Genomic DNA, 20,033 nt, shown 5'->3' with positions numbered 1-20,033 from the left:
TTATTTTTGCAAACTATGAGTATTTCTAAAACATATCAGCCTAAAGAAGCAGAAGATAAATGGTACAGCTATTGGTTACAGCATAACTTTTTCAGGTCGGTGCCTGATGAGCGTGAGCCTTATACCATAGTGATGCCGCCGCCAAATGTTACCGGCGTTTTGCACATGGGCCATATGTTGAATAATACTATACAGGATGTGCTGATCCGCCGTGCGCGTATGCAAGGAAAAAATGCTTGCTGGGTACCGGGAACCGACCACGCTAGTATTGCTACCGAAGCAAAGGTTGTTGCCATGCTTAAAGAGCGCGGCATCGCTAAAAAAGACCTTAGCCGCGAAGAATTTTTAAGCTACGCCTGGGAATGGAAAGAAAAATACGGCGGTATCATTTTAGATCAGCTTAAAAAACTGGGTGCATCCTGCGATTGGGATCGTACACGTTTTACCATGGATGAGGAATTATCCGACGCGGTAATTGAAACGTTTATCCATCTATATAAAAAAGGCTCTATATACCGTGGTGTAAGAATGGTAAACTGGGATCCGCAAGGGAAAACCGCGGTATCTGATGAGGAAGTTATTCGTAAGGAGGTTAATCAGAAGTTATATTATATTAAATATCAGATTTCAGGTGAATCAAGTTACTTAACCGTAGCTACAACACGCCCTGAAACCATAATGGCTGATGCGGCTATCTGTATCAATCCAAATGATGAGCGTTATTTTCATCTGCATGGTAAAAAAGCAATCATCCCATTAATTAATAGGGAGATACCAATTATTCTGGATGAATACGTAACCATGGATTTTGGTACAGGTTGTTTGAAAGTAACACCTGCCCATGATTTAAATGATTACGAACTCGGCATAAAACATAACTTACCGGTTATTGATATTTTGAATGATGACGGTACGCTAAATGAAAAGGCACAGATTTTAATTGGTGTAGATCGTTTTGTGGCACGTAAGAAAATCGCCCCGCTTTTGGAAGAGGCTGGTTCATTAGAAAAAGTTGAGGATTATAAGTCACAAATAGGTTTCTCTGAACGTACCGATGCGGTTATCGAGCCGAAACTGTCTATGCAATGGTTCTGCAAGATGGATCAGTTGGCTAAGCCTGCGTTGGATTATGTATTGGATGGTGATATTAAATTGATACCCGAAAAATTCACCAATACCTACCGCCACTGGATGGAGAATGTGAAGGATTGGTGTATTAGTCGCCAGTTATGGTGGGGACAGCAGATACCTGCTTGGTATTTACCAAATGGGCAATACGTTATAGCCAAAACAAATGAGGAAGCATTAGAAGAAGCCAAAAAGTTATCTCCTGATAATGGAAATCTTACAGCTGCTGATTTAATACAGGATGAAGATGTTTTAGATACCTGGTTCTCATCATGGTTATGGCCTATATCAGTTTTCGACGGATTTAAAGATCCTGAGAATGCCGACATCAATTATTACTACCCAACAAATGATTTGGTTACCGCTCCTGAAATTCTGTTTTTTTGGGTGGCGAGGATGATTATGGCGGGGCATGAGTTCCGTGGTAAATTGCCGTTTCAGAATGTTTATTTAACGGGTATTGTTCGCGATAAGCTGGGCCGTAAAATGTCTAAATCGTTAGGTAATTCTCCCGATCCGATTGAGCTGATTGAAAAATTTGGTGCTGATGGTGTTAGGGTGGGTATGTTGCTATGCTCTCCTGCCGGGAATGATTTGATGTTTGATGAAAGTTATTGTGAACAGGGCAGAAACTTCGCCAACAAAATTTGGAATGCCTTTAAATTGATAAAAGGGTGGGAGATCGACGAAAACCTATCTAATCCTAATAAAATAGCTATTGAATGGTTTGATAGTCGCTTTAACCAGGCTTTAACAGAGATTGAAGACAACTTTAAGCAATACCGTTTATCAGAAGCGTTAATGGCCACCTATAAACTGGTATGGGATGACTATTGCGCCTGGTACCTGGAAATGATTAAGCCTGTCTATCAGCAACCTATAGATAAAGAAACTTATATCGTAACCGTTTCGTTCTTTGAGAATATACTCAGAATACTTCATCCGTTTATGCCTTTTATAACTGAGGAATTATGGCACGACGAATTATTTGGCGAACGTAGCGAGAGGGATTGCTGTATTGTTGCGCAATTACCGAAAAATGGGGAAATAAATACTCACTTGCTTGCTGCTACTGAAAGCATTAAGCAAGTGGTTACCCAAATAAGGAATGTACGTAACAGCAAACAAATATCACCAAAGGAAACATTGCAGCTTGCTGTAAAACCAAGTGGTAGTATCAATTATACTACTTATGGTTCCATTATTTCAAAGTTGGGTAATGTAACTGAGCTTACTACTGTTGAGGATAAAATTAGTGGTGCAATTAGCTTTATGGTGGGTACAGATGAGTTTTTCATACCAATGGATGAAACCATTGATCCTGCTGTTGAGCGCGAAAGACTGAAAAAAGAAAAAGAATATCTCGACGGTTTTTTACGTTCGGTTAATACCAAGCTTAGTAATGAGCGTTTTATGAGCAACGCCAAACCTGATATTATTGATAACGAGTTAAAGAAAAAGGCTGACGCTGAAGCAAAGTTGAAGATAATTGAGGAGAATCTGACGGCTTTGGCTTGCTAATTGCAAAGGGTATCGCATCAGGTTGTGAAGTTTATAACAAATCTATTGGCTGTAGTTGTAGGTGTTATAAACTTCACAACCTGAGTTTTAATTTATAGATACCCAATAATTGCATGAGCAAAAGTGCTGGCTTTTTTAACCTATCACTTGATAAAATATTATCAGATGATCAATCATTTCTAGATCAGGCACGTATTCGTTTATTATATTATGGTTTAGGCATTGTATTTATTGCCCTTGCTTCGTTATTAAGCAATGTTTATTACCAGCACCAGCCACTAATTACCTACACTGCTGTCGCGATGCTGGTGTGTACGGTAATATCTTTTAAGTTTTTAACCTATAATGGCAATTGGCGCGTTATATCGCATGGCTTACTTATATTGGCTACAGCTGTAAATTTACTCGATGTATTTTATACGTTCCAAAATGTAAATATTGTAACCATCCAAATGGTTATTCTAGTCGTCATATTCAGTTTTTATATGCTGGGCCAAACTTATGGTATTTTTTATTCCATACTGAACCTGATACCTGTATTGATTTTCCTGGTTGTACAATATAATCATGCCTATTTTATTCAATTTAAGCCAGAGCAAATAGATCAATCGACAATAATTATAGCGGTATTTGCTAACTTTATATTACTCATATACATACACAGCCATTTTTACACAGCGTTTTACCTTAACATACAGGAACTGAAAAAAACATCCGAAGATCAGGCCGTGTTAAATGAGAAATTGGGTTCAGCAATTGATAAAGCAGAAAAATCATCACAGGCGAAATCAGAGTTTCTTTCCACCATGTCGCATGAGATTCGTACCCCGTTAAATGCGGTTATAGGCATGAGTAACCTGTTACTGATGAGCAACCCGCGTCATGATCAAAGGGAAAACCTGGAGATATTGAAATTCTCGGGCTCAAATCTGCTGGCTATTGTAAATGATGTGCTCGATTTTAATAAGATCGAATCAGGAAAGGTGATTTTTGAAAATATAGGCTTTAATTTAACCGAGTTGATGCAGGCTATCTGTGGCGGTCAAAAAATTAAAGCAGCAGAAAAAGGTTTACTGTTTAATCTTGATATTGATGACAGCCTGAATACTAAGGTTTTATTTGGTGACCCGACCCGTATTACACAAATTATCTTTAACCTCGTCAGCAACGCTATAAAATTTACCAAAGAAGGAAATATTGGCGTAAGCTGCAGCGTAATTGAAGATAGGCATAATACCATTACCGTAAACTTTGCGGTTAAGGATACCGGTATAGGTATTGATCAGCATAATATAGATACCATATTTGAGCCTTTTGCCCAGGAGTCAATAACCACAACCCGCCAGTATGGTGGTACCGGCTTAGGTCTGGCAATTATTAAGCGTCTGCTGGAGTTGCAAGGTTTAAAAATGAACGTTAACAGTGTTGTAGGGCATGGATCGGAGTTCTCATTTAATATGGAGTTCCCGGTATCGACAGAACAACATGTTCCAAGGGTTGATAATAAGTTGCCGCTCCAGGCAAATGATACCTTAAACCACATCAGGATGCTTATTGCAGAAGATAATGTGGTTAACGTGATGCTGATGAAAAAACTGCTATCCAAATGGAATATCACCCCAACAATTGCTGAAAATGGAGAACGTGCAGTTCAGCTCGTTCAATACGGTAACTTCGATATTATTTTAATGGACCTGCAAATGCCTATTATGAATGGTTTTGACGCAGCTATTGAGATAAGAAAGCTACCCGACCCCAAAAAAGCAAACGTTCCTATCATCGCTCTAACGGCTTCGGCACTATTTGACATCAGGGAACGCGTATTTAATTCAGGTATGAATGATTATGTATCCAAGCCATTTAAACCGGAAGAATTGCTGGAAAAGATACATACGCTGACTGTTCAGATTTAACTATTCGCCGAGATATTATATTCAGGCAGATCCTCAATGAACTTGTAATTCTGATTGTTAAAATCAACTGTGCAATAGTAATGTTGTAAGCCATTGGTAACCGCAAGCAAGCCTATCTTATGCGTGATATTATACCGGGCAACCTGATCAAATACCTTTTGATTTATGACAACAGATGGAGCTTTACATTCTACCATTAAAATTTTTTCGCCGGTTGGGTTAAATACAACAATATCTGTTCGGCGGGCCATGCCATTAAGTTTTACACCGCCCTCAAGTTTGATTAGTGTTTTTGGATATTTTTTTTGATTGATCAAATATTGAACAAAATGCTGCCGTACCCACTCTTCAGGGGTTATAACCAGGTGTTTTTTCCTGATCTCATCAAACAAAGTTAACTGCCCATTGCTATCGCTTATTTTAAATGGATAGGGTGGTAAGTTAAGCGGCTGCAGTTGTTCCATATTGTTAGTCAAAAATCAAAAGTAAAAATTCAAAGCGGATTTATATTGTGATAATATATTGTTGATTGGCATGATGCTTTTGGATTCTGAATTTTTACTTTTGATTTTTGAATTGAAATGACTGCTGCCGATATATTAAAAGATCTTAAAAACCGCAAATTTAAACCCCTGTACTTGCTGCATGGCGAAGAGCCTTTTTATATTGACCAGGTTAGTAATTATGTAGAGCATCAGTTATTGCCTGATGCTGAAAAAGGATTTAATCAGACAGTGTTTTATGGTAAGGATACCGATTTGATGTCGGTGCTTAATGCCTCAAAGCGTTACCCAATGATGGCTGATTACCAGGTTGTGTTGGTAAAAGAGGCGCAGGATATGAAGTGGGGGAAGGATGATGAGGACAAAAAGAGCATCAACCCGCTATTGGCTTACCTTGAAAACCCACTACCAAGTACCATTCTTGTTTTTTGCTACAAATATGGCAAGTTTGATAAACGCAAAAAGACTTACAAAGCCATTGAGAAGAATGGGTTGATATTTGAATCAGCTACCTTATATGACAACAAAGTACCCGGTTGGATAGAAAGTTACATTACCGGTAAAGGGTATCGCATCAATCAACAGGCTTCGGCAATGCTGTCCGAATATCTGGGTAACGATCTTTCCAAGATAGCCAACGAGTTGGAAAAGCTGATGCTGAATATATCAGCCGGACAAGAAATTACCTTAGAACACATCCAAAATAATATTGGTATCAGTAAGGAGTACAATGTATTTGAGTTACAAACCGCTCTTTGTCAAAAAAATGCCTTCAAGGTAAATCAGATCATCAATTATTTTGAGGCTAACCCCAAAGCAAACCCAATAGTTTTGGTGCTAGGCAACCTGAATAATTTTTTTAGTAAAGTACTGGCATGCCATTATGTGAAAGACAGATCGAACCTTGCCAGTGAAATTGGCGTAAACCCTTATTTTGTAAAAGACTATGAGCAGGCTGCCCGCAGTTATGATTATGGCAAAACCATGAACATTATAAGTTATCTGCGCGAATATGATTTGAAAAGCAAAGGTGTTGATTCCAACGCCGAAGATGGCGCATTGCTTAAAGAACTAATGTTTAAAATATTGCACTGATCGTAGCACGCACTCTTTATCTATTTTTTAATTCGAAATATAATGATTTTATTCTTATAAGGAATAAAATGATTAAGTTGAAGGTAACAAAACGGTTTATTATTTCGTAATAAGCATTATTACTTTAAATGAGATTTTATTACCCATGAACGTTTTTATCATTTTTTGCATAATTTTATTCTCGCTGGGGCTATTGCTTATCTTCTTGGTAATACTTTTCAGTATTCTTAAATACATTCAGCGTACGTATTTTCAGGAAAGCTGGAAATTTTTGGATTATGTGAGCGTAGGCTACGTTGAGCATTTGTATAAAAAATACATTAAAAGGTCACAATAAGTAATAGGTTCATCTTATTACTGCCCTCCACTCTTATTCAACTTTACAATTACAGTACTTTTTAACATCTTTACGGTATAAACATTATACCGCAGATGAATTATTGGCTTGTAAAAAGTGAACCGCATAAATATAGCTGGGAAAAATTTAATGAGGACGGCCGCACCTTTTGGGATGGCGTTCGCAACTATCAGGCCCGCAATAATTTACGTGAGATGAAGGAGGGTGACCTGGTATTATATTACCACAGTAACGAAGGCAAAGAGGTAGTAGGCATAGCCAAAGTTGTAAAAGAGTTTTACCAGGACCCAACAACCGACGATAAAAACTGGGTAGTAGTTGACCTTGTTCCGTTTGAAACCATCAAAAATCCGGTAACGCTCGAAACCATAAAAGCCGACGAGCAATTGAAGGATGTTGGATTGGTGCGTCAGGGCAGATTATCGGTAATGGGCTTAAAACGCGAAGAATTTGACCGTATTGTAGCGTTGGGAAGCTGATCATTAAGAGACAGCATGAGATCAAACATCCATCGGAAAATACTCGTAACCATATTTTTTTCATTTCTGGCATTCTACGCTAATGCGCAATCGCCCTTTAAGGGGCTTGAAAATCTATTTACTACTCCCCGTAATTACATTATTCACTACACAAAAACACCACCTGTAATTGATGGTGATATCAATGATTCAACCTGGAATCAGGCAGCGTGGACGGATGAATTTCAGGATATTGAGGGCGATAAAAAGCCACATCCGGCTCTTCGCACCCAGGTAAAAATGCTTTGGGGCGATAGTTGCATTTACATTGCAGCGAAACTAGAGGAGCCGAATGTTTGGGCATACGAAACCAAGCACGATGCTGTTGTTTTTCATGATAATGATTTTGAGGTGTTTATTAACCCCAATAACACTATTCATCAATATTACGAGTTCGAGGTGAATGCGCTGAATACTATTTTTGATCTATTTCTTGATCACCCATACCGCGATAGGGGGGATGCCATGATAAACTATAATGCGGAAGGCCTGCGAACTGCGGTAAAGGTACAAGGCACCGTAAATAATCCTGCGGATACAGATAAAGGCTGGACAGTTGAGATCGCTATTCCTTTCAAAGCAATCAGCATGGGCAACAATATAAACATACCGGCTGATGGTGATTTGTGGCGTATCAATTTTTCGCGTGTGGAGTGGGATACCGATGTGCATGACGGCAAATATGTAAAGCAAACAAATGCTTCAGGTGAGCTAAAGCCGGAGCATAATTGGGTATGGTCGGCGCAAGGGGTAATTGATATGCATTTCCCGGAGCGTTGGGGATATTTGCAGTTTAGCAAAAGTATTACAGGTAATAATGCTTTTACGATGCCTTATTCTGAGCTGCAGAAACGATATTTGTGGTTGATATATTACCGCGAATATCTATATTTCAGAAAGCATCACAGGTATGCTTTATTGTTAAAGCAACTTGGGATTAAAAATAGAATAGTAGTAAACGGTAAAGCGAATTTATTGAAATTAGAAGCTACCAAACACCAGTTTATGGGGCTGATAAGTGACAAGGAAAGTAACCTGGTCTGGACTATCAATCAGCAAAGCGCGATCAATCAAATAAGTAAAGAAAATGAATAAACGGGAATTCATAAAAGCAGGATTATTGGCGGGTGCCGCTACCGGCTTATCATTAAAAGGCAAAGCCGAAGTAAGTTTAGCTGCCCCTAAAAAGCACAAGCTGAAAAACTGGGTTTGGATTAACCCGAACCTAAAGGACACCCAGGACGAGTTAAATACCCGCTATGCAGGCTATAAAGCCGCAGGCATTAGCGCTATACTTTTTGAAAATGATAGCGAAATCCACTTCCGTACGGCTAAAGCTAACGGACTGGAAGCCCACCGCTGGATGTGGACCTTTAACCGCGCCGAATTGCTTAAAATACACCCGGAATGGTACAGTAAAAACCGTAACGGCGAGTCCTGTGTTGACCATCCGCCTTATGTGGATTACTACCGCTGGCTATGCCCATCTCGCCCCGAAGTACAGCAGTATTTGGAGCAGCAGGTAACCGATATTATCAACAAAGACTACATAGATGGTGTCCATCTGGATTACGTACGCTATTGTGATGTAATACTGCCCGTAAACCTGTGGAGCCATTACAACCTCGACCAAACCAAGGAGCTACCAGCCTATGATTTTTGCTACTGCGAAGTTTGTCAGGCGCACTTTAAGGATCAGTATGGTATTGATGTTACCACCTTGCAATACCCTGATGCAAGCCTTTCATGGCGTTTATTTCGCTATGGTAATATAACCCGGGTGGTGAATAGTCTGGCCGACATCGCCCACAAAAAGAATAAAGTAATAACCGCCGCTGTATTCCCAACCCCCGAAGTTGCCCGCCGCAACGTAAGGCAGGACTGGACAAACTGGAACCTTGATGGCATTTGCCCTATGATCTACCACGGCTTCTACAACGAGCAGGTAAGCTGGATAGGTGATGCGGTAAAAGAAGGCACACATTTCCTTGCAGGCAAGTTCCCGCTGTATGCAGGCCTATATTTGCCAAACTTTAAAAACGATGATGAGATCCGTCAGGGTATACAGCTAGCATTGAAGAACGGCGCCCATGGCATATCCTTTTTTGGTGGTATTGATAACAATAATGTGCTAAGCATACTAAAAGAAGAGACAGTCTGAGTGTACCACGGTACAAGTGAAACATCTGGTACAGTTGGTACAAAAAAAGCCCGAAAAAGCCCGTTTTACTACTGAAAATGCGGATATTACAATCAGAAAAGCACAAAAAAGCCCTGTTTTATGTTAAAGAACAGGGCTTTTTGGCTTGAAAAATGGTTGAATTCGACTAAAAAACATCATTTTCACACCAAAAAAATCATCATAAAATAGCAGTTTTTACATGAAATTTAATTGAAATTGTGCTAAATCTGTACTAGTTTGAAACAGTGCCCAACCGCCAATTGCGCTCGTTTGCACGAGTCCTTAACATGGTCTTGCGATTGCATCGCCACTTACAAAACCCCAACTACCAAAAATACCGCCGAAACAAGCAACAATATCACCATCAACGGATAAACAAACTTTAGCCAGGCCTTTACGCTTACATTGGCAATATTCAACGATGGCAGCATAATCCCGGTAGGGGTAACTAAACCCATTATCCCCATGCCAAACAGGTAAGCATTTACAATCTCCTTACCCGGCACGCCCACAATTACAGCAAGCGATCCGAATATCGGCATAGTCAATACTGCCATGCCCGATGACGAGGAGATGAATAGCGTAAACACCATGTACATTACCATCATCATTAAAATAAACCATACCGCGTGCATTTTACCCACCATCATGGCTGAGTAAAACAACAACGTACCGCTAATGTGCCCGTCATTCAACACAATGGTTACCCCGCGCGCAACGCCCACAATTAACGTTACCGATACCAGCGATTTCACCCCCTCAATAAAGGTATCCATAAACACCTTTTCCTTCATCCGGGCAATCACCGCGATCAGTACCGAAGCTACAATAAATAAAGCCGTAGCCCCAACCATCGACCAACCCTCAATAAACCCGCCGATCATGATGCCGATAGTCCCCAGGAATATTATGATTTGTAAAGCGTTCCTCGGCTCCAGTTTTATTTTCTTGCCATCCTCGGTATCAAAAGCCGGAAAGTTCGATTTTACCGCGCCATCAAACCGGTACACCAATGATGTTTCCGGGTGCTTTTTAGTCTTTTGTGCATAACGCACTATGTACCAAATGGTGATAGCGGTAGTAATCGCAAAGAATAACAAACGCTCGTAAATGCCGTCCGTCCAGTTAATTCCCGCCGCGTTGGAAGCAATTACCGTAGAAAACGGATTGCTGAACGATGCCATATTCCCAATATTGGTCCCCGCGAAAATTACCGCTACAGGCACCAACAAGTCATAACCAGCCACTAAATATAAAGGCACTAAAATAGGGTAGAAAGCCAATCCTTCCTCTGCCATGCCCTCGGCAGCGCCACAAAAAGCAAAAAAGAAGGTAATGATAATGATCAGCCAGGCTTCCTGTCCCCGCATTTTGTGCGACAGCCATGCAACACCTTCCTCCATAGCGCCCGTCCGCTGAAATATGGCTATAAACCCGCCGATAAACAGCAGGAAGAATATAATGTCGCTGCTATCATACAAGCCCTTTACAGGCGCTTGTATCACCTCCAAAAATCCTTGTCTATTGCTTTTAAGCTGATGATAAGTGCCCGGTATGGCTACCGGTTTAAATATATCGCCGCTTTTAAATTTATCAAGCGATATTAAAATCTTAAGGCTATCTAAAGTATGCTGCGTAACCGGAACGGTTTTATCACCCTTAACGGTGTTTATTGTAAACGCTCCGCTATTATAACTCAGCGTATCATATTCGCCTGCAGGCAGCAGCCACGTAGCCGTCGCAGCTATAATAATCACTATAAAAAGTATGGTAATAGGCGAGGGGAGTTTCTTCAGACTGGCCATAGGCTGTTATTGTTGCGCCGCGAAAAATAAAGCCTTCAATTCGGTAGCATCATCCGGGCTCATCTTACCGCCCAGTATCAAACGTAATTGCCTGCGGCGAAGCGCGCCTTCAAACAACAAAATTTCTTCAGGCGTTTCCGGTATCAATTCAGGTACTTTTACCGTATTGCCGTCACTATCCAGTGCCACAAAAGTATAATAAGCCTCATTGCTTTTTACACGCGTTCCGCTGGGTATATTCTCTGCCCAAACATCCATTCGTACCTCAACCGAAGTAGTAAATGCCCGGCTAACCTTTGCCTCAATGCTAATTACATCACCCAATTTTATCGGGGCTTTAAACGATACATTATCCACAGATGCAGTAACCACAATCCTATTACAATGTTTCTGCGCCGAAATAGCCGACGCGATATCCATCCAATGCAACAAACGCCCACCCATCAGGTTATTCAGCGTATTCGTATCATTGGGCAATACCAGCTCATTCATTATAGTGTATGATTCCTTCGGTTTTTTTCCTTGCATCGGGTCAGTGATTTTAGCTGTAAATATACAACCAATTCGTTATTTCCCCTAATGCATTACTCACCACCCTGTCATTCTGAGCGCAGCGAAGAATCTGTAAATTAGTTTACGCTTGCATACAACTCACCCGGTTTTCGCTCAGCCGCTCAACCTGCCCTCTCTTCCGCTGCGCGGTAAAGAGGGTGTGGGAAGGATACTCTGTTTCTTTTTTACCTCTTTCCGCCGCAGGCGAAGAGAGGTCGGCGAGCGAAGCATAGCCGGGTGAGTCCACGGAGCGCGCAAAAGTCTTAAATATGCTTTGGGCGTTGCCGTTGGTAGAAGCGGGCCACGCTATCCATATACTGCGCGAATCCTTAGCCCAATGTCATTAAGTTAAGGGGGCGCCAAGCATATAGCCCCCTCTAAATCTCCCCCGGAAGGGGAGACTTTAGCTTCGCCCGCGTTTGTTTTTTTAAGTCCTCCCTACCGGGGAGGATTTAGGTGGGGCTTAACTTAATGACATTGATCCTTAGCCACAAGGCCGGTACCCGCTACTATCACTAACGCAAAACCGGTAACTCTTAAAAATGCACGTCATTGCGAGGAACGAAGCAATCTCTATACTGTGCAGAGAAACTTGCAAAGCCAACTTACCTATGTAGAGATTGCTTCGTTCCTTGCAATGACGGTAATATTTATGAATATGCGTGTTGTCCTGCTGAGGCACTCGAAGCATAAGGGCAAAGGCCATTGCAACCATGTCATTGTGAGAAACGAAGCAATCGCGAATTTGCAAGGTCACTTTTCTACGTGCAATTGCTTAATTCCTCGTAATGACAAAATCCTTACCCGTTTTAACATAGTTTGTTATGGAATTACCATTAACAGTAGCATCTTAAAGTTTTAACATTCTTTAACGGCTTGTTAATTAGTATATTAAGTTATTCTGGCTATGTTTGTTGGTATAACCAATCTAAGCAAACAGTATGAAACTAAGGGGGGAAATCCTGATTCAAATAATATTATTCACTACAACTTTTACCTTAGTTCATGGTCAGGTGTCAATACATGGAATTGTTCGTGATTCGGTAAGTAATGAAAAGTTGTCTTATGTAAACATTGGGATTCGACATGAAAACCTTGGGACCATATCGCTACGTGATGGTAGTTTTAACCTTACCATTCCTGCTGAAGATAAGGCGGATACGCTAACATTTTCAATGGTAGGCTATAACGATTATAAATCGGCAATACAGGATTTAGGTAATAATGTAAACATTAAGCTTAAACAAAAAACAGAACAATTGGCTGAAGTAATAATCAAATCACCTCTGTTGGTCGAGAAGAAATTTGGCGAGTCAAATTACCATGCATTAGTTCAGTTTACTGACGGGAGTACAAACCAAAAAGATATTTTTGAGATAGCTCAATTGATCCGTCTGGATACAACACTTTCAAAGGTCACTTCGGTTAATCTCTATATAAGTGCTGCGCGAGCGGATAGCGGAACATTCAGGATCAATTTCTACAATTATGATGGTAAGCACCCTACAACAAGAAGTTACGATAAGAATATAACACAAACACATGCAATTACAAAAGGATGGTTAACGTTTGACTTAAAACAGTACAACATTTACATGAAAGGTGACTTTGTTGTAGCCATTGAATTTATTCCTAACCAACCCGTTAATAAACCGATTAACTATAACGTAAAAGTAGTAGGTTCAACAAAAAGCTTTTACAGGGCAAGTAGCCAGGGCGATTGGCGGTTACCTCCGCACCATTACGTTTTATATGTAACGGCGCTTGTAGGCAATACTAGTAAATAAAATTAATAACGCTTTTTGACTTTATTAATGCGGTTCTACCTTAATAAACCATTCTTGTCATTCGTAGTGAAGAATCTGTAAAGTAGTTTACGCATGCAGACAACTCACTCGGTTATCGCTCAGCCGCTCAACCTTCCCTCTCTTCCGCTGCGGGGTAAAAAGGGAAATAAGCTTGTGTGAGTTCACCTCTTTGTCGCGCAGCGATAGAGGTCGACCAGTGTAGCGTAGTCGGGTGAGTAAACGGAGCGCGTAAAAGTAAACTCCCAACATAACATTTTCGCTACACTTGTAATCATCCCCAAAAACGTTTAGTTTTAGCAAGTTTTAATTTCCCTCATTCATGAAAAATAAATCCTTACAAGGCATGTTGGCGTGCCTTTGTCTGTGTGGCTGTGTATTACCCCAAAATACCAACGCGCAAACCAAAACCCAATACACCAACCTAACCGATGCTTTAATGGCGGGCAGAATGCTTCGCGGTAAATCAGGCCCTCAAAATGTCGACTGGATCAATGGCGGCGATCAGTATTCCTTCGCAAGCAAGGACGGCATTAGCTCAATGAACCCCGCTACCTTAAAGGAAAGCGCAATCTTCAACAACGCCGATCTGAAATATCCCGGCACCGACAAAGCTTTCGAATACGAAAAATTCGACTGGACGCACGATTTTAAACACCTGGTTTTCCAAACCAATTTCCGCAAGATCTACCGCCGTTCAGGTGTGTCTGATTATTACATCTACGATATTCAAAACAAACAATTAAAAGTTGCCGCTAAAGATGCCCGTTCAGCCGAACTATCTCCGGATGGTTCAATGGTAGGCATTGAGCGGGGTGGCAATATGTACGTATACAACTTCGCTACAGGCCAGGAAAAACAACTGACCAGCGATTCAACCAGCGAAAACGGCATCTTCAACGGTCACGGCGATTGGGTATACGAAGAGGAACTGGAAGTGTCACAAGCCTGGAACTGGTCGCCTGATAACAAGTACATGGCTTTCTGGCAATTTGATGAAAGCAAAGTACCCGATTTTCAGATGACCAACTACGAAGGTCAGCATCCGAATAACATCCACATCTCTATACCACTGGTTGGCGATCCAAACCCTTCGGTAAAGATTGGTGTGATTGATGTAAACTCTGGCAAAAAGGTATGGCTAAGCCCTGATGAAACCGGTGATTTCTATATCCCGCGTATCTATTGGACAAGTAACCCCGATGTTTTAGCTATGGTTACCTTAAACCGCGCGCAAAATGATATGAAGCTATACTTCTTCAATGTAAAAACAGGCGAGCATCATGTAGTTTTAGAAGAGAAAAACTCCACTTGGGTTGCAATCTCAAACTTCTACACCAATATTAACGATATGCTGTACTTCCCTGAAAAGTCAAAAGACTTCTTCTGGGTGTCAGATCGTTCAGGCTATTACCATATTTACCGCTACAGCTATGATGGTAAATTGCTAAACCAGGTAACCAAAGGTGACTGGGATATGCTAAAAGTTATCGGTATCAACCCTGATTCAAAAACCATTTATTACCTCTCTGCAGAAACTTCTCCGATAGAGCAGCAATTCTACTCGATTAAATATGATGGCAGCAAGAAAACTAGGCTATCCATGCAGCCGGGATATCACGACATCAACATGTCGCCTAATACCAAATACTACATTGATAAATACAGCAGCGTAAACGTACCAACCCACGTTGATTTATGTGATGATAAAGGCAAAGTACTTAAAACACTGGAAGACAATAAAGCGGTAAGCGACTTCATAACAACTCATGCTTATTCGCCGCAGGAAAACTTCCACTTCAAAACCCGCGATGGTGTTGAACTGGATGGCTACATGATAAAACCATTCAACTTCGATCCAAATAAAAAATATCCAATGGTAATGGATGTTTACGGAGGCCCGGAATCGCATGAGGTATTCAACAAGTTTAACGATGGTGCATGGGCACAATGGCTGGCTCAAAATGGCTACGTTGTAGTAAACGTAAACAACAGGGGCAGTGCCAACTACGGCAGTGCTTTCCTGAAAGGTGTTTACAAACAACTGGGCAAGTTTGAAAGTGAGGATTTCGCCGAAACAGCGCATTATATGGGTACCATGCCATTTATTGATAGCACAAAAAGAGCTATTATGGGCGGTAGTTACGGTGGTTACATTACCACCTACACATTATTAACCCACCCAGGCATCTTTACCGTAGGTATGGCCAATTCACCGGTGACCGACTGGCGTTTATATGATGATATCTATACCGAACGTTACATGGGTACTTCGGATAACAACCAGGAGGGCTACAAAAACAGTTCAGACATAACGCATGCTACAGGATTAAAAGATCATTTCCTGCTGGTCCACTCCATGAGCGATGATAACGTGCACCCGGCTAACACCATGCAGTTATTAACCGCCCTCACCAATGCCGGCAAAGACGTTGACCTGCGCATATACCCACCGGGAGCACACGGCGCGGCATACAATATGCAGAGTTACATTCTGATATCAGAAGTAAACTTTAACTATTTACAACGTTATTTAAAAGGTGTTTGTGATCTGCCTAATTTGAATGATAAGCAGTAAATAAGTGATGAACCAGGATTAAACGGATTTTATGGATTTTCAAGATGTTTATCGCATCATATAAATCCATAAAATCCGTTTAATCCTGGTTCTTATTTCTGCACCGAACTCAAAACCACATACCCCACCAATTCTTCCCATTGCGCTGCGGGTGGATGGTAATAAACTAATAGCTGATACTTGTTCTCCGTATCAAAATAGCTGCCTTCTAAAAAAGTATAATCAGGCTTTTTAGTGGCATTGTCAACCCAAACATATTGGTAGTCATAAACTCCCTGTTTTAGAAACAGGTGGGTATAGAATTTGCCTTTATCGTCATAATCAAGCTTGCTGTGCTCATCCAGTTTGTAGTCGTTAAACTTGCCCACTATATAAACTGAACCATCGGCTCCGGTCTTTCCGGCAGTCAAACTAAAAAACATATGCGCGTAATCAGCATCAATAGTTGGGTCTGTCCCGTCCTGATTTAGCGGGTAGAACTGCCCATCATTATCATACAAAAAAGTATAGTTAGGCATGTTGCGACTCACATCAGTTAACAATACAACCGAATTTGCGGTATCCCTGTAAATACGCGAAACCCTGTCGGAGTTCAACTTCAAACTCCTTGTATCAAAATGCCTAAACTCATTCCCGCCTGGAAACTCATTGGTGCTCAAATCGCCGTAAATTAATTGCGAGCCGCGAATATATTGTGGTTGGGTAGTAAATGAGCCTGTTTCGTTACGCTGATTTTGCATTACCCAGGCACGGATGTCGGTATTCGGGTTCTGTACTTTAAGTGTCCCATAATCAATCTGAAAGTTGATTTTCTGATTATGGACCCTGTTATCCATGTCACTCGATGCCACAACCTCGCCGCTTACTGTAACCTTGTTGTTCAATACATAAAACCTGCGGGTAAGAATGGTTTTGGTTGGATCGTCATCCTCATAAACCCTCAAAACATAGTTGCCCGATATTTTAGGTTTGATATACTCATTCGGAAATTTAATGGTATAATGCGTATACTTCTGAAACGTAGCCGATGAATAAGTATAATCTATGATCTTATCTTCAGTGAAATTCTGCAAATATTGGGTAGGTGATAGGTTGGATGAGTTCCAATCGCCATCACAATGCTCAATAGAATAATAGTAATTGCGCACACCGCCACGCAGGTCATCAAAGGCGAGTTGCACCTGCTCACCACTATTCAAGTTGATAATAGGGAAGGAGGGTTCCTTTTTGGTATTATAAAACTCAACGGTTTTTATAGCAGGATTATAAACGTTGTTGTCATAAGGTGCTGTTTGGGAAAGGCCTTTAATAGAAATGAATAATAAAAAAAGCAGGTTACGGTATTTGTTCATAAAAAGTAATTATAGGCTTTTTACTGCAGATACCATAACGAAGTATTTCAAAATTAATTGTTATTGCGAGGAGGAACGACGTGATCCCTGACTTTTCGGCTATAAAACTATGTCATTGCGAGGAACGAAGCAATCGCACGGAGAAGAGCCACCCTGCAAAGTTCGCGATTGCTTCGTTCCTCGCAATGACATGCGGAGAGTGTATATTACGCTTCCAATTCCATTATCTGTTCAGCCAAAGCCTCCCAACGTTGTTGTACAGCGCTTAATTCTAATTTTTTAATATCGTAGTTGCGTGTAACTTCCCTTGATTTATTGGCATCGCTGTACAGTTTCTCATCAGCCAATTGGGTTTCAAATTGCTTAACTTGTTTTTCAAGCTCTGTCATTTGCTCTTCCATCTTAGCCAGATCCTGGTTAAGCTTTTTTAGCTGCTGAAATTTATTGTCAGATTGAGGCTGTTTAACAGGCTCAGGTTTTCCATGCCTGCCGGCAGGCTGGTTTTCTTCTTTCTTCTCAACTTTCGGTGCGGCTGCAACAGGTAAGCCTTTTTGCTCAAGCTTACGTTTAGCGTTCCACTCTTCGTATTCCGCATATGTGCCCGGGTATACTTTTACTTTCTGGTTTTCAATATACCAGATCTTATTAGCCACATTATCCAGGAAATACCTATCGTGAGAAACCACAATAAATGTACCCTCAAACTGCTGCAAAGCCTGTATCAATATATTAACCGACGCAATATCCAAGTGGTTGGTAGGCTCATCCAGTACTAAAAAGTTAGCATCCGCGGTTAAAGCCTTAGCCAAAGCTACACGTGATTTCTCACCACCCGAAAGTACTTTGATCTTCTTAAATACATCATCCCCGGTAAACAGGAACGAACCTAATATCGAACGCAATTCAGTTTCAGTATGCTTAGGCGCGAAAGCCTGTAATTCCTGCAAAATCTGACTCTCCAAATGCAGTGATTCCAACTGGTGCTGCGCGAAGAAAGTTTGGGTTACGTTATGGCCTATCTCTTTTTTACCTTCAAATTCATTATCGGCATTTGCAACAATCCGTAACAGGGTAGATTTACCTTTACCGTTGGCACCAATCAAAGCAATCTTATCGCCTTTCTCAATAATGGCATCAGCCTTATCCAAAATATCAATAGCAGGATATTTTTTGGTAACATTCTCCAAAGTAACCAGGTTTCTGCCCGATTGCTTCGAAAAACGGAAGCTGAAATTTACCGATGGGTTATCATCATCCACCGCATCCACACGCTCTAATTTATCCAGGGCCTTAATACGCGATTGCGCCATTTTAGCTTTAGATGCCTTAGCACGGAAACGCTCAATTAAACGCTCTTCCTGTTTTATTTTTGATTGCTGGTTTTTAAACTCACCACGTTGTATATCCTCACGCTGTGCTTTTTCATCTATGTAAAAAGAATAGTTGCCTGCGTAAACGGTCAGTTTCCCCTTGCGCGATTCAACCGTACGGTTGATCACCTTATCCAAAAACCACCTATCGTGCGATACAATGATCACCGCGCCTTCAAAAGCTTTCAAATAATCCTCTAACCATTGGATAGAAGGTAAGTCAAGGTGGTTCGTAGGCTCATCCAGTAATAAAATATCCGGTGCCTGTAAAAGTATCTTAGCCAGCATCACACGCATCCGCCATCCACCCGAAAAGGTGCTCAGTTTGCGGTGCGTATCAGCTTCGTTAAAACCTAAACCCGCTAAAATTTCGTGTGCTTTGTATTCAATGTTGTAGCCATCCAGTAATTCAAACTCATGCTGTTTGTCACTCAACTTATTCAGCAGTTCATCGCTATAATCTGTTTCCAGTTTTTGCAGCAAAATCTCAATCTCATCGTGCAACTGGTTCTGGCGCTCAAAAGCCTCCATAGCCACATGCAAAATGTTTTTGTCGGATGAGTAGGATAGCAAATCCTGATTCAAATAACCCATGGTCAGGTCTTTCGCCATAGATATGGTACCCGATGTAGGTTTGTAATCGCCCACAATAATTTTAAGCAACGTGGTTTTACCCGTTCCGTTAGCGCCAATAAGGCCTATCTTTTCTCCGGGTTTAATATGCCAGTTAGCTTCATCATATAAGGCTCTTGCACCAATCTCAAACGTAAGGTTATTTATAGCTATCATTTCCGCAAAGATACGATTTTCGAACTGGATTTTGAAAGCAAAAAGGTGATCATATTAGTTGTCGAAATGTAAAGAAAATAGGGGGTGTTTCACCTGTTTACAAAGCGGACAAAGTATAGCGTGTTAACTCACCCGGTTTTCGCTAGGCAGCTTAACCTGCCCTCTCTTCCGCTTTGCGGTAAAGAGGGCAAAAAAATTATCTTTTCCCCTCTTTGTCGCGCAGCGAAAGAGAGGGTCGACCAGCGTAGCGTAGTCGGGGTGAGTAAACGGAGCGCGCAAAAGTCTTGAACAAGATTTGGGCGTTCCCGCTGATAGAAGCGGGCCGCGCTATCCGTTCATACGCCTGCAGGCATTGCGCTTGAGGCGGGTATCCACTTCTATCGCGTGTAGTTTGTCATTGTCTGAACCCGAATTTATTGAATTAACTAATTTATCGAATGGTGCATAATTATTCTGCGCATTCTTAAATTCCATAAATTCAGGTTCAGACAACCTAACTGACAAAACACTGTCAGCACTTATCCCAACCCATTTCCCGAAATTTGTATATACCGGTTGGCCGCT

At 41.1% G+C, this 20,033-nt stretch carries 14 protein-coding genes; 8 read left to right on the top strand and 6 right to left on the bottom strand.

Going from position 1 to position 20,033, the window contains the following annotated elements; genetic code table 11:
• The first annotated feature begins 15 nt into the window (after positions 1 to 15).
• Both GSQ74_RS12025 and GSQ74_RS12020 read left to right on the top strand, forming a co-directional pair.
• Complete coding sequence (locus GSQ74_RS12025; protein ID WP_158993563.1) at positions 16 to 2,649, top strand: valine--tRNA ligase; 2,634 nt, start codon at positions 16 to 18, stop codon at positions 2,647 to 2,649.
• 113 nt (positions 2,650 to 2,762) lie between these two features.
• Positions 2,763 to 4,562 (top strand): response regulator, encoded by a 1,800-nt coding sequence (locus GSQ74_RS12020; RefSeq protein WP_158993561.1) that lies wholly within the window; start codon positions 2,763 to 2,765, stop codon positions 4,560 to 4,562.
• Here GSQ74_RS12020 and GSQ74_RS12015 read toward each other — a convergent pair.
• Entirely contained in the window at positions 4,559 to 5,026 is a 468-nt protein-coding gene (locus GSQ74_RS12015) for a type I restriction enzyme HsdR N-terminal domain-containing protein (RefSeq protein WP_158993559.1), read from the bottom strand. The two genes, GSQ74_RS12020 and GSQ74_RS12015, sit on opposite strands and share 4 nt — an antisense overlap.
• 117 nt (positions 5,027 to 5,143) lie before the next feature.
• Here GSQ74_RS12015 and holA point away from each other — a divergent pair, with 117 nt between their 5' ends.
• The 4 genes from holA to GSQ74_RS11995 all read left to right on the top strand — a co-directional run bounded on the left by holA (position 5,144) and on the right by GSQ74_RS11995 (position 9,197).
• Positions 5,144 to 6,160: a DNA polymerase III subunit delta gene (holA, locus tag GSQ74_RS12010; protein ID WP_158993557.1), complete on the top strand. Its 1,017-nt coding sequence runs from the start codon at positions 5,144 to 5,146 to the stop codon at positions 6,158 to 6,160.
• 432 nt (positions 6,161 to 6,592) lie between these two features.
• The gene (locus GSQ74_RS12005) at positions 6,593 to 6,997 is read left to right on the top strand and encodes an EVE domain-containing protein (protein WP_158993555.1); all 405 of its coding nucleotides are present in this window, start codon (positions 6,593 to 6,595) and stop codon (positions 6,995 to 6,997) included.
• A gap of 15 nt (positions 6,998 to 7,012) precedes the next feature.
• Positions 7,013 to 8,131 (top strand): carbohydrate-binding family 9-like protein, encoded by a 1,119-nt coding sequence (locus GSQ74_RS12000; RefSeq protein ID WP_158993553.1) that lies wholly within the window; start codon positions 7,013 to 7,015, stop codon positions 8,129 to 8,131.
• Positions 8,124 to 9,197 carry a family 10 glycosylhydrolase gene (locus GSQ74_RS11995; RefSeq protein ID WP_158993551.1) on the top strand — a complete coding sequence of 358 codons (1,074 nt, stop codon included), beginning with the start codon at positions 8,124 to 8,126 and terminating at the stop codon, positions 9,195 to 9,197. The genes GSQ74_RS12000 and GSQ74_RS11995 overlap by 8 nt, the downstream gene beginning before the upstream one ends.
• Positions 9,198 to 9,529: 332 nt before the next feature.
• On the opposite strand, the gene GSQ74_RS11990 is transcribed toward GSQ74_RS11995, so the two are convergent.
• A complete protein-coding gene (locus GSQ74_RS11990) occupies positions 9,530 to 11,023 on the bottom strand; it encodes a YfcC family protein (RefSeq protein WP_158993549.1) in 1,494 nt (497 codons plus the stop codon).
• A 6-nt stretch (positions 11,024 to 11,029) separates the two neighbouring features.
• The gene (locus tag GSQ74_RS11985) at positions 11,030 to 11,551 is read right to left on the bottom strand and encodes an acyl-CoA thioesterase (protein ID WP_158993547.1); all 522 of its coding nucleotides are present in this window, start codon (positions 11,549 to 11,551) and stop codon (positions 11,030 to 11,032) included.
• Positions 11,552 to 12,516: 965 nt separating this feature from the next.
• On the opposite strand from GSQ74_RS11985, the gene GSQ74_RS11980 reads away from it, so the two are divergent.
• Positions 12,517 to 13,362, top strand: coding sequence for a carboxypeptidase-like regulatory domain-containing protein (locus tag GSQ74_RS11980; protein WP_158993545.1), 846 nt, complete (start codon positions 12,517 to 12,519; stop codon positions 13,360 to 13,362).
• A gap of 340 nt (positions 13,363 to 13,702) precedes the next feature.
• Positions 13,703 to 15,958, top strand: a complete 2,256-nt coding sequence (locus GSQ74_RS11975; RefSeq protein WP_158993543.1) for a S9 family peptidase — start codon at positions 13,703 to 13,705, stop codon at positions 15,956 to 15,958.
• A gap of 92 nt (positions 15,959 to 16,050) precedes the next feature.
• Here GSQ74_RS11975 and GSQ74_RS11970 read toward each other — a convergent pair whose 3' ends face one another.
• The 3 genes from GSQ74_RS11970 to GSQ74_RS11960 all read right to left on the bottom strand — a co-directional run bounded on the left by GSQ74_RS11970 (position 16,051) and on the right by GSQ74_RS11960 (position 19,943).
• The gene (locus tag GSQ74_RS11970; protein ID WP_158993541.1) at positions 16,051 to 17,310 is read right to left on the bottom strand and encodes a type IX secretion system plug protein domain-containing protein; all 1,260 of its coding nucleotides are present in this window, start codon (positions 17,308 to 17,310) and stop codon (positions 16,051 to 16,053) included.
• Between the two features lie 206 nt (positions 17,311 to 17,516).
• Positions 17,517 to 19,469 (bottom strand): ABC-F family ATP-binding cassette domain-containing protein, encoded by a 1,953-nt coding sequence (locus GSQ74_RS11965; protein WP_158993539.1) that lies wholly within the window; start codon positions 19,467 to 19,469, stop codon positions 17,517 to 17,519.
• Between the two features lie 327 nt (positions 19,470 to 19,796).
• Positions 19,797 to 19,943: a hypothetical protein gene (locus GSQ74_RS11960; protein WP_158993537.1), complete on the bottom strand. Its 147-nt coding sequence runs from the start codon at positions 19,941 to 19,943 to the stop codon at positions 19,797 to 19,799.
• Between the last annotated feature and the right edge of the window lie 90 nt (positions 19,944 to 20,033).

The organism is Mucilaginibacter sp. L196 (assembly GCF_009765905.1).
Taxonomy (GTDB): domain Bacteria; phylum Bacteroidota; class Bacteroidia; order Sphingobacteriales; family Sphingobacteriaceae; genus Mucilaginibacter.
This window is presented reverse-complemented; position numbering and strand designations above follow the sequence as displayed.

What these genes read in the sequence shown, in the direction of transcription:
- GSQ74_RS12025 (WP_158993563.1), top strand. Translation starts at nt 16, where the DNA reads ATGAGTATTTCTAAAACATATCAGCCTAAAGAAGCAGAAGATAAATGG.
- GSQ74_RS12020 (WP_158993561.1), top strand. Translation starts at nt 2,763, where the DNA reads ATGAGCAAAAGTGCTGGCTTTTTTAACCTATCACTTGATAAAATATTA.
- GSQ74_RS12015 (WP_158993559.1), bottom strand. Translation starts at nt 5,026, where the DNA reads ATGGAACAACTGCAGCCGCTTAACTTACCACCCTATCCATTTAAAATA.
- holA (WP_158993557.1), top strand. Translation starts at nt 5,144, where the DNA reads ATGACTGCTGCCGATATATTAAAAGATCTTAAAAACCGCAAATTTAAA.
- GSQ74_RS12005 (WP_158993555.1), top strand. Translation starts at nt 6,593, where the DNA reads ATGAATTATTGGCTTGTAAAAAGTGAACCGCATAAATATAGCTGGGAA.
- GSQ74_RS12000 (WP_158993553.1), top strand. Translation starts at nt 7,013, where the DNA reads ATGAGATCAAACATCCATCGGAAAATACTCGTAACCATATTTTTTTCA.
- GSQ74_RS11995 (WP_158993551.1), top strand. Translation starts at nt 8,124, where the DNA reads ATGAATAAACGGGAATTCATAAAAGCAGGATTATTGGCGGGTGCCGCT.
- GSQ74_RS11990 (WP_158993549.1), bottom strand. Translation starts at nt 11,023, where the DNA reads ATGGCCAGTCTGAAGAAACTCCCCTCGCCTATTACCATACTTTTTATA.
- GSQ74_RS11985 (WP_158993547.1), bottom strand. Translation starts at nt 11,551, where the DNA reads ATGCAAGGAAAAAAACCGAAGGAATCATACACTATAATGAATGAGCTG.
- GSQ74_RS11980 (WP_158993545.1), top strand. Translation starts at nt 12,517, where the DNA reads ATGAAACTAAGGGGGGAAATCCTGATTCAAATAATATTATTCACTACA.
- GSQ74_RS11975 (WP_158993543.1), top strand. Translation starts at nt 13,703, where the DNA reads ATGAAAAATAAATCCTTACAAGGCATGTTGGCGTGCCTTTGTCTGTGT.
- GSQ74_RS11970 (WP_158993541.1), bottom strand. Translation starts at nt 17,310, where the DNA reads ATGAACAAATACCGTAACCTGCTTTTTTTATTATTCATTTCTATTAAA.
- GSQ74_RS11965 (WP_158993539.1), bottom strand. Translation starts at nt 19,469, where the DNA reads ATGATAGCTATAAATAACCTTACGTTTGAGATTGGTGCAAGAGCCTTA.
- GSQ74_RS11960 (WP_158993537.1), bottom strand. Translation starts at nt 19,943, where the DNA reads ATGGAATTTAAGAATGCGCAGAATAATTATGCACCATTCGATAAATTA.